Source organism: Granulicatella sp. (assembly GCF_057274575.1).
The window spans coordinates 1-10,343 of sequence record NZ_DBHISP010000027.1; the positions used below are offsets into that span (position 1 = coordinate 1).

The window sequence follows — 10,343 nt, forward strand, 5'->3', positions numbered from 1 at the left end:
AATAAAGCCTAAGTCTTTATTAGGAATCCCTTCGTCGATAATTTGCTTCATAATAATCGGTTGTGCTACTTCACAGAGCACCTCGACTAAAATGGCAAAAAACGCTAAGAAAGGATATTTTTTATACTTACTAAAAAACGGAAGAATCTGTTTTAGCATTTTTTCACCCCTTTTTATGATTTTTGATAATAAAAAACTGCCTCTGGGCACACGCCAAAGACAAGCATTCTGCTAAGAATTACTAAAATAAGTTTATCAAGGTTTGACTAGGTTTTCAAATGAAATCCTTTATTTTTTTAACTGAATTTTCATTTTATTTTAAGGGAATTCTTTCTTTTCAAAAAAACAAAAATAGAATCTCCAATCGAATGTTTTTCATAGATAATAGCTCAGCATTTTGTGTTTGCACCGCGATTTATGGTACAATAAGCGCAATGAAATTTTAGAAAGCGAGGGAATCCAGTGTCCACAATTCAATATATTAGTACTCGAGACACAAACAACCGCGTGACCGCTTCACAAGCCATCCTAAAAGGAATCGCAGAAGACGGTGGATTATACGTACCAACCGCCCTCCCAGAAGTCACTCTAGACTGGGAAGTATTAAAAGCTCAAAGTTATCAAGAAATTGCAATCGAAATTTTATCTGCCTTTTTAACTGATTTTACAAAAGAAGAAATTATTCACTGCGTGCATTCTGCATACGATACAACGTTTGATACAAAAGAAATCGCACCTGTGAAGAAAGTTGGTGACCGTCATTTCATGGAACTCTTCCACGGAAGAACCATTGCCTTCAAGGATATGGCTCTATCCATCTTGCCATATCTTCTTACAACTGCTGCGAAGAAAAACAAATCTGACAAAGAAATCGTGATTTTAACAGCGACTTCAGGAGACACTGGTAAAGCTGCCCTTGCAGGATTTGCGGATGTTCCTCATACAAACATCATCGTCTTCTATCCAAAAGGTGGTGTCAGTACGATTCAAGAACGCCAAATGGTGACACAAGCAGGCGACAACACTTTCGTCTATGGAGTAGAAGGAAACTTCGACGACGCACAAACAAAAGTAAAAGAATTATTTGCGGATAAAGAATTGAATACTACTCTTGCAGCAAAAGGATTTCAATTCTCTTCTGCAAACTCGATTAATATCGGACGTCTTTGCCCACAAATCGTGTACTACGTATTCGCGTATGCACAATTAGTGAAAGACGGTACTCTAGCCATTGGCTCCCCTATGAACGTTGTCGTTCCAACTGGTAACTTCGGTAACATCCTAGCAGCCTACTACGCAAAAGGCATCGGTGTTCCAATCAATAAACTCATCTGCGCTTCAAACGAAAACGACGTGCTTGTTGATTTCTTCCAAACAGGAACATACAACCGACTACGCGAATTTAAATTAACAAGTTCTCCAAGTATGGATATCCTTGTTTCAAGTAACCTTGAGCGTTTCGTCTTCGAATTAACAGGACGCAGCTCAGACAAAACGAATGCACTGATGACTTCTCTAAAAGAAAACGGAAGCTATTCTGTTCAAAATACAGACACTGCTCTCTTTAAGCAATTTTACGGAAACCGTGCTAGCCAAGAAGAAACGGCTCAAACGATTCATGATGTGTTCACTAACGAACAATATTTATTAGATCCACACACTGCGGTTGCGGATTGTGTATATACGAAATATAAGAAAGAAACAGGAGACGTCACTCCTACTGTGGTGGTCTCGACTGCCAGTCCATACAAATTCCCACAAAGCGTTCTTTCAGCACTAGACGTCGATACAAACCAAACGGATGCGAAATTGATGGAAGCTATTCAACAAGAAAGCGGCATTGCCATTCCAACAGCTGTCACAAGCGTATTGGATGCGCCAATCCGTCATACAAAAGTTCTTTCAATCGAAGGTATGAAACAATCTGTCCTTGATTCATTAAACATTCAATAAAACAAAAAAGACAAGAAATAATCGATTCGACTATTTCTTGTCTTCTTTTTTATTCTTCTGTTAGGAAGCCTTGTGCTTTTAATACATCGAGCATTTCCGAACGTTTAGCCCCAAGCGTATGGTATTTTGTAGACACTTGTTTTGTAAAGGCATCTACACGACGGTTAGCATCGCGAAGGTCATAGTATTCTGTCACTGTCGCATCATACTCCTTCAACTCTTCTAGAGGGTTTTCAAGTTCACGGTAGCCATTTTCCATATGAATCACTTCTTTTGGAAGACGTGGTTTTAATTGCGGTTCCTGGTCAGGCCAGCCCACAGCTAAACCGATTGCTGGGTAAGTGTATTTTGGTAAATTTAGTAACTCGACGATTTTTGCTGTGTCGTTAAAGAAACTTCCTAGATACACAGTTCCCATCCCTAAAGATTCTGCCGCCACAACAACATTCTGAGCTGCAATCACTGCATCTGTTAACCCAGATACGAAACGGTCTGCGCTACCTTGAACTCCAACTTCTTGTCCTAAGGCTTTTGCAATTTCAGTATTACGTCTTTGATCCACCACAAATACGAATAAATGTCCGCTAGTAGCTACATAAGATTGTCCACTCACGGCAGCTAATTCCTTCTTCAACTCTGGATCTGTCACACTAATAATGGAATAAGCTTGCAAGTACATACTTGTCGATGCTCTTTGCGCCACTTCTACTAGTAAATCCACTTCCTCTTTTGTCAATGCTTGGTCTTTAAACGCACGAATCGTACGGTGGTTCAGTTGTGTTTGGATTGTTTCATTCATTTTGATTACTCCTTTGTATCAAAAAAAGAGTCGACTGCTCAACTCTTTTTGGTTTTTAGAAATATTGTTTGCCTGTTTCGAGGGCTTCTTTATCCATAATCACTTCGCCATATTCTTGCAACACTTCCCATGAAATTCTTGAGAACTCTGCATACTCGCGAACAAGTGCCATTTTTGAAACCGTTTCTTCTGGTTTTTCCACTTGATGGAAAACATGTAAGAAGTAATGTCCACTATAACGGTAAAGAACAGACTGGTCAAACTCACCGGCTGTTTCTTTTGCCATTGAGACGAAATCTTCGAAGTCTTCAAAAACTACTGTCACATCAATTGGTTTCAATGTTGAAGATTGTTCTTCCGTATTAATCACTGGTTTTGGAGAAAGTTTTCCTTCTTCTTTATCTTCTTTATCCTCTTTACGCTTCTTCCCAATACGGTCCGTTAGAGAATGTTGAATCGTATCGACGATATTGCGCACCATACGCTCGTCTGTCGATTCATCTCCCATGTCCACAATACGTGTTACATAGAGTTCTAGGCCGTCTGGATTTGGCATGATTTGAAAACTTAATCCGTCTGAATCTTCGAATTGATTCAAGACGCCCATCTCCTCTAAAATACTATGGAAAAAGCTTTCGATTTCGCCTGGATTTCCAAGTAATTCAGGTATTGATGTACCACGATCGATGAGATCTTGGTTCTCTATACGTAACAAGAATGTGTCGTCGTTAATGCGTTCCATTTCCATAATATTCACCCCTTTTTACCTTATCTAATTATTTTAGACCAAACCTGACAAAAATAAAAGAAATACGATTGGAAGACTAATACAAATTGGTTTGTGCTTTGTGTTTGTTGAAAAACAGCTTGAGATGGGGCAAATTGAACTTGCGTTCAAATATACTAAAAAAAGATTACTGCGAATTCCTTGCGGATTCTCTTTATAATCGCTGTTACGGGGCACCGGTGTAAGCCTTGGTCTTACACCTTCGAAGCTTCAAACGCGGAGTATGGAACAAGTTCCTACTCCGCGTGATTCTTCTTCGATGCGATTCCCCGTTACTACGATTATAAAATCCGCAAGATTCTTCGTAATCTTTTTTTATTTATTCTGTTCAATTTGCCCCATACCAAGCTGATTGAAAAGGTGCTAAAACCTTCGTATTTCTTATTTTTGGAAGGGTGAATAGAATGGAATTAGCCGTGAAACGACGAGGTTTCTTTTCTTTTTAATAAGGCTTAGGCTTTTTTAAAGCTAAGACCGAATTGTTTCGTACGTAAATGTTGAACACTAAATGCTAAAGCCATATAAAGTGCTCCAAACAGTAAAATCATCCCTAAATTTCCAGCATAACTTACAAAATCAGTAGCCGTATCATTTGAAGACTTCACAATATAATATACTGGGAAAAATTTTGCGATACTTACTGCAACTGGACTCACGTAATCTAATGGAACCATAATTCCTGAAATGAAAGATAATCCCATTGCTACTACTGTACTTGCTGCAGAATAACCATAAGTATTGTCTCCAATAATGACAGAACACAAAAATGATAATGCATAAGCGCTTAAGGCCATTGCGGTACTTAAGAGAATCATTTTAAGAGCAGAGGCACTGCCATAAAAACTTGGAGAGACAATTCCAACAAATGCTAAATTAACAGCAATGATAATAGAGACAAATGTTAATCCTCCAAGGAATTTCTCCATGGTCACTTGATTTGTATTCTTCATACCAATCATAATTCTTTTCGCCACTTCATCATTTTCTAATTTAGAAAAAATAGTCCCAAGAACATAAATGAACACTGACAAATAAACAAATGGAATGTATGCAAGATATCTTTCTCCCCATTTCGCACGACTGTCTTTATTGTTTTCTACGTTATCTTTAGTGAGAACCGAAACATTAGCTTCCTGACTTAATATTTTTTCCATGTTTTCTTTACTGAAGTTTCCTTGTTTTTTTAGGACTACAGCATAGCGAATATACGAATTGACATATTCACGAAGCAAATTTCCTTCAAGAGAATTTGCAATCTCCATTTCCACTGCTTCTTTATTTTCATCGATTCGAGATGATACATCTGAAGGAATCCAAATTCCACCATCTACATCAGCTGCATAAATCGCCTCTTTCATCGTGAGGTCATCGGATGTAGTTACTTGAACTTTGTGCTTCTCCTTCAATAAGGCTACTAATTCATTGATAATGTCGCTTGTTCCATTCGATTGATCTTTGATAACTACTTTATATTTTGTGTCCTTAAACCCTGATGTTTGTTGATTTCCGATTACTTGAGAAGCTCCCAAGCCCATAAAGACGACTAAGAAAATCAAAGCGTATGATTTTAGACGATAAGCGAGTTTTAAAAAATATTTATAGACTATCATAACGTGTTCTCCTTAATCTTAATAGTGCAAACCCTAGTAAAGCTAAAGTATATATCCCTAATAATACATACGTTCTTCCCATTTGCGCACTGCCTGCCAATCGGTTTAATTGATAAAAACCTGACATTACTAATGCGACTGGATTAAATTGATTGAATCCAGGAATAAATGTGTTTGCAAAGTTCTTAATGGCACTTCCCATCATCCCTGCAAGAGCTGATAACACTAAATTGCACATTAATGCAAATACAATACGCGCATCCATCGTTAATCTTTGAGCAGTACCTATTAAGAGTCCTGCTGAAACACCAAAAATATTTCCCATTAACATCAATAGTAAACTTCCTGCCCAATCAGAGAAAAGATTAATTTTTAATACTTGAGTCATATAAGCTAGTAAAAGTGCATTTGAAGCAATATTAATGATCATCGAAGTCAAGAAGCAATATAAAATGAGTTTCCCTTTATTAAAAGGACTCCCCATCACACGTCGACCAATCGGGGATAAATTCCCATTAATATAGGCAGCACAAACCACTCCACTAAAAATAGAATACATGGTGAAGCTTGCTAGAGCATTATAAAACATCATCGTTCCTTCACTCACATCACTCTTCGTTTCTTTCACCCAGCTTTGATTAAAATTAATGGTTGCTGCCGCGTTTCCGAGTGATTCGATTTGTTTAATCTGTGTAATGACATTTTTTAAGACACTTTGGGAAACACCCGACTCTTTGCTTACGACTACATCAAGATTATCTTGAACATAGCCGTCAGCTTTATCTTCCTGAACTAATTTTTTTGCCTCTTCCTCAGACTCAATATCTATAATTTCAAAATGCTCTCCTGCTTGTTCAAATACATGGTGATACATGTTATTTGGCGAAATTGCAACCCTAACTGGTGAAATTTCTTGATTCATGATTCCTGAAAAAGATACAAAATAAAATGAAATTAGAATAATTGGATATAGTAAAACCCAAAAAGAAAATGCGTAATCTTTTAAAGCGTCTTTTGATAAATAAGTAAATAACTTTAAGAATGTCTTCATGAATCTCGAAGTCCTTTCCCTGTGTATGCAAGGAACACATCATCTAAGCTTGGCTGTTCACTGTATAATCGAACATAGCTCAAGTTTAATTCTTCAAGAGCGTTTGCCACGTGAAGTAAGTGATTCGTTCCTTGTTCGAAGTTAAATTTCAAATGATCTTTATGGTAGTCTAATACAAGAACGTGAGGAATTTGTTTTAAGCGAGCTACTTGTTCCTCTGTAGGAACTGTAGACAATTCTACTTGGATAATTTCAGAAGTTGCAATCGAGTTCTTTAATTCTTGTGAAGTCCCAGAAACTATACTCTTACCTTTATCCATAATCACGATTCGGTCACTTAAACCATCTACTTCATCAAGGTAGTGAGTTGTATAAATAATCGTACTCCCTTGTTCATTAAGCTTACGAATTCCATCAAGAATGAAAGAGCGACTTTGCGTATCAACCGCAACGGTAGGTTCATCAAAGAAAATTAAACTTGGTTTATGCGCGATTCCGCAAGCGATATTCAAGCGACGTTTTAAGCCTCCACTTAATTTTTTTGGAACAAATTTACGAAAATCTTGTAATTCAACAAATTCGATTGCTTCTTCCACATATTGTTTTCTAGTAGCAGAATCGGAAATATACAACCCACAAAAGAAATCGATATTCTCTTCCACCGTTAAATTATTCAAGTACGCCAAATCTTGAGGCACAATTCCAATCTCCCGACGCGCGGCATTTGATAAAGGAAACTTATTTTCTCCAAGTATTGTAACTTCTCCACTATCAAAAGTTAGGAAGCCCAACATACTATTAATCGCCGTTGTTTTCCCACACCCATTTGGTCCTAGAAGGGCTAAAAGCTCCCCTTTTTTGATTTCAATATTAAAATGATTTAAGGCCACTAATTCTTTATATCGTTTTACAAGCCCTTTAACTTGAATACTATATTCCATGTCTTCACCTCATTGATTTATTTTACAGTTTCAGTATACAAATTCTCCCTTTTAAAACATAGTGTCAAATGTAGATTCTTTCTAATGACATTTGTCATAAATCTGTAGAATTTTATGCAATTTTCAGCTACACTAAAGGAGAATAAATCCTGGAGGAAAGCATTTTGCGAACTTTTGTAGAGAAATTGATGTTTTTTAGCTTCATTAGCATGTATATCATTAGCCAAGATGCAGATGTATTTACCATCTTTTTAGGAATTTGTATCTTTATCCTTTCCTTAACGATGGACTTTTCTGATTCAATAAAACTTCAACGCGGAGCCTTCATATTATCGACTATTATATGTATTTTATTTCCTTCAAATGGACTTTATACTGCTATTTTTGCTATTCATGCGGTTCAATTATTTGGCCTCTATGGATTAATTTCCATTCTTGTCTTGATTGTAAACCCTAATATTCTCACTCTTCTTGTAAGTGTAATTGGAAGTTATGTAATCTTACGAAGTCGATATGATAAAGCCTTTCGAATGAAGAGTTATCTGATTCAAGATAATCTAGAACTCGAAAGACAATTGCTTATTCAAAGGCAACAATTCAACCAAGAAGAAACCTTGAAACAAATGGAAGTCGCGGCTCTCAAAGAACGTAATCGTATCTCCCACGCCTTGCATGACCAAATCGGACATACGCTCAGTGCGTCGATTATGCAACTAGAAGCCCTGCAAATCATCACCAATGATCCCATTGTCGAGAAGAAGTTGGAACAAGTTTCTGGAATTCTTCAAAATGGGATGAATGAAATTCGTTCAACAATTCATAACCTTTACGACGACTCCTTCTTACTTTCTCAGAAGATGGATGAAATTCTCGCTCCTTTAAAGGAAAAGGTTCAAATCAATTATCAAAATACTATTTCTGATGAAATTCCTATTGATTTAAAATATAATCTCATCACCATCTGTAAGGAAATGATGACAAATTTTGTGAAGTATTCTAATGGAACAAGCATTAATTTATTTTTACTAGAGCAAAAAAGTTATTATACGATTCAATACAAAGATAATGGGACAAGAACTTCGGACACTCCAAACGGAATGGGACTCACGATGATGAAAGAACTCGTGGATAAACATAAAGGAGCTATGACACTACAAACCACAAATGGATATGACATCTTTATCCGTATCCCAAAACAGGAGAGCAAACATGATTAAAACGATTCTAGTCGATGACGACTTTCTAGTACTTCAAGCTTTAGAAACGATTCTTTCCGTTCATGACCATATTCAAGTTTTAGGGACAGGAAGCGACGGACGAGATGCTATCGAATTATATATTACTCATCAACCAGACCTCGTCTTGATGGATATTCGCATGGAACCAACTAGTGGAATTGAAGCAGCACAGGAAATTTTAAAAGATTTTCCTGAGGCAAAAATTTTATTTCTAACAACTTTTCAAGAGGATGAATACATTACCAAAGCTTTATCAATTGGGTGTAAGGGATATTTATTAAAACAACATATAAAAGGAATCCTTCCAGCCATCGAAGCAGTAATGAACGGTCAAAATGTTTATGATTCAACGATTGAAATGCCGGTGAAGAAAACCTACGAAAAGAAATCTAGTGCCCATTTAAGCGAACGTGAAAATGAACTACTCTATCTGGTCGCAGAGGGCTTTAACAATAAAGAAATCGCTGAGAAAATGTATCTCAGCGAAGGTACGGTCAGAAATTATTTATCCGCATTACTCGAAAAGCTAGAGTTAAGAGACCGTACTCAATTAGCTGTGTATTACTATAAAGAATTATAAAAAAGAACTTCGAATGAAGTTCTTTTTTTGCAAGTAGTTCGCTTGTGAATGATTACTCCCATTTTTTCCAAAAAATCAGTCAATTTTGTGCACAAAAAAAGCCCTGAATTCTCAGGGCTAATTTTCTTTAAAAGTTGACTAGACGTTGAGCCATATCTAATTCATATGCTCGTACTTCTCTTGATAAGAAACGACGAATTTCGTCTTCGTTATACCCTACTTGGAATCTCTTTTCATCTAGCATAATAGGACGACGTAGCAATCCTGGATTATTTTGGATTAATGAAAATAGTTGATTCAAAGGGACTTCATCTAAATCGATTTTTAACTCTTGAAAAGCTTTTGAACGAGTTGAAATAATCTCTTCGGTGCCATCTTCTGTCATACGTAAGATGTTTTTGATTTCATCGATTGTTAATGGTTCTGAAAAAATGTTTCTTTCGGTGTACTCAATGTTGTGCTCTTCTAACCAAGCTCGAGCTTTACGACATGATGTACAACTTGGTGAGGTATATAATGTAACCATTCGCTATGTCCTCCTTTAATATGATACTCTGTCTTTAATACGTGTATTATTATATATGATATATTAAAAAAAATCTATATGATTTTAGAAAAAAATTTTGATTTTCACAAACTTTTTGTAAAATTAATGAAAAATTTATTCTTTCAAAACGGTTTTCATTCGCTTTCATTTTGATAGAAACAGACTTTAGGAATTTGACGGTATTCACAATCCCTGAAAAATATTATTTTTATTTTTCATGAAAATCCCTTCAAAATAAGGTATAATAAAACTACAAACTTTAAGGAGCACTACTATGTCTAAAAAAAGAATTTTCTCTGGCGTGCAGCCTTCTGCAATTCCAACAATTGGGAACTATATTGGAGCAATGAAAAACTTCGTAGCTTTGCAAGATGAGTACGATTGTACATACTGTATCGTAAACCAACATGCGATTACTGTTCCACAAAATCCAAAGAAATTAAAAGAGCAAACTCGTTCACTTGCAGCACTTTACCTTGCGATTGGTTTGGATCCTGAAAAATCAACCATCTTCGTTCAATCTGAAGTTCCAGCACACGCACAAGCCGCATGGATCGTACAATGTAATGTCGGCGTTGGTGAATTAGAACGTATGACGCAATACAAAGATAAATCTCAAAAGCAACAATCCGTTTCTGCAGGGTTATTAACATACCCTCCTCTAATGGTAGCCGATATCGTTTTATATAACGCTGAAGTTGTTCCTGTTGGAGACGACCAAAAACAACATATGGAATTAACACGTGACTTCGTGGAACGCTTCAACAGCCGCTACGGAAATGGCAACAAATTACTTGTGATGCCAGAACCTTTTATTCCAAAAGCAGGAGCTCGTGT

The 10,343-nt window shown here is 36.5% G+C and carries 10 protein-coding genes; 4 read left to right on the forward strand and 6 right to left on the reverse strand.

Annotation, left to right across the window (positions count from 1 at the left end; translation table 11 throughout):
* Nucleotides 1–462 precede the first annotated feature (462 nt).
* A complete protein-coding gene (thrC, locus tag ACO5V7_RS08480) occupies nucleotides 463–1,953 on the forward strand; it encodes a threonine synthase (RefSeq protein WP_485485832.1) in 1,491 nt (496 codons plus the stop codon).
* Between the two features lie 49 nt (nucleotides 1,954–2,002).
* On the opposite strand, the gene ACO5V7_RS08485 is transcribed toward thrC, so the two are convergent.
* The 5 genes from ACO5V7_RS08485 to ACO5V7_RS08505 form a co-directional block, all read right to left on the reverse strand.
* A complete protein-coding gene (locus ACO5V7_RS08485; protein WP_485485833.1) occupies nucleotides 2,003–2,752 on the reverse strand; it encodes an NADPH-dependent oxidoreductase in 750 nt (249 codons plus the stop codon).
* A 55-nt stretch (nucleotides 2,753–2,807) separates the two neighbouring features.
* A complete protein-coding gene (locus ACO5V7_RS08490) occupies nucleotides 2,808–3,500 on the reverse strand; it encodes an adaptor protein MecA (protein WP_485485834.1) in 693 nt (230 codons plus the stop codon).
* A gap of 491 nt (nucleotides 3,501–3,991) precedes the next feature.
* Nucleotides 3,992–5,149: an ABC transporter permease gene (locus ACO5V7_RS08495; protein WP_485485835.1), complete on the reverse strand. Its 1,158-nt coding sequence runs from the start codon at nucleotides 5,147–5,149 to the stop codon at nucleotides 3,992–3,994.
* Nucleotides 5,136–6,200 carry an ABC transporter permease gene (locus tag ACO5V7_RS08500; RefSeq protein WP_485485836.1) on the reverse strand — a complete coding sequence of 355 codons (1,065 nt, stop codon included), beginning with the start codon at nucleotides 6,198–6,200 and terminating at the stop codon, nucleotides 5,136–5,138. Before ACO5V7_RS08500 ends, ACO5V7_RS08495 begins: the two co-directional genes overlap by 14 nt.
* On the reverse strand, nucleotides 6,197–7,141 hold the full coding sequence (locus ACO5V7_RS08505; protein ID WP_485485837.1) for an ABC transporter ATP-binding protein: 945 nt from the start codon (nucleotides 7,139–7,141) through the stop codon (nucleotides 6,197–6,199). Before ACO5V7_RS08505 ends, ACO5V7_RS08500 begins: the two co-directional genes overlap by 4 nt.
* Nucleotides 7,142–7,305: 164 nt before the next feature.
* On the opposite strand from ACO5V7_RS08505, the gene ACO5V7_RS08510 reads away from it, so the two are divergent.
* Nucleotides 7,306–8,358, forward strand: a complete 1,053-nt coding sequence (locus ACO5V7_RS08510; RefSeq protein WP_485485838.1) for a sensor histidine kinase — start codon at nucleotides 7,306–7,308, stop codon at nucleotides 8,356–8,358.
* Nucleotides 8,351–8,959: a response regulator gene (locus tag ACO5V7_RS08515; protein ID WP_485485839.1), complete on the forward strand. Its 609-nt coding sequence runs from the start codon at nucleotides 8,351–8,353 to the stop codon at nucleotides 8,957–8,959. Before ACO5V7_RS08510 ends, ACO5V7_RS08515 begins: the two co-directional genes overlap by 8 nt.
* A gap of 127 nt (nucleotides 8,960–9,086) precedes the next feature.
* Here the strand turns inward: ACO5V7_RS08515 and spxA are convergent, their stop codons facing one another.
* The gene (gene spxA, locus ACO5V7_RS08520; RefSeq protein WP_005607127.1) at nucleotides 9,087–9,485 is read right to left on the reverse strand and encodes a transcriptional regulator SpxA; all 399 of its coding nucleotides are present in this window, start codon (nucleotides 9,483–9,485) and stop codon (nucleotides 9,087–9,089) included.
* Nucleotides 9,486–9,780: 295 nt separating this feature from the next.
* Here spxA and trpS point away from each other — a divergent pair.
* On the forward strand, nucleotides 9,781–10,343 hold a 563-nt coding region (trpS, locus tag ACO5V7_RS08525; RefSeq protein ID WP_485485840.1), incomplete at its 3' end, for a tryptophan--tRNA ligase.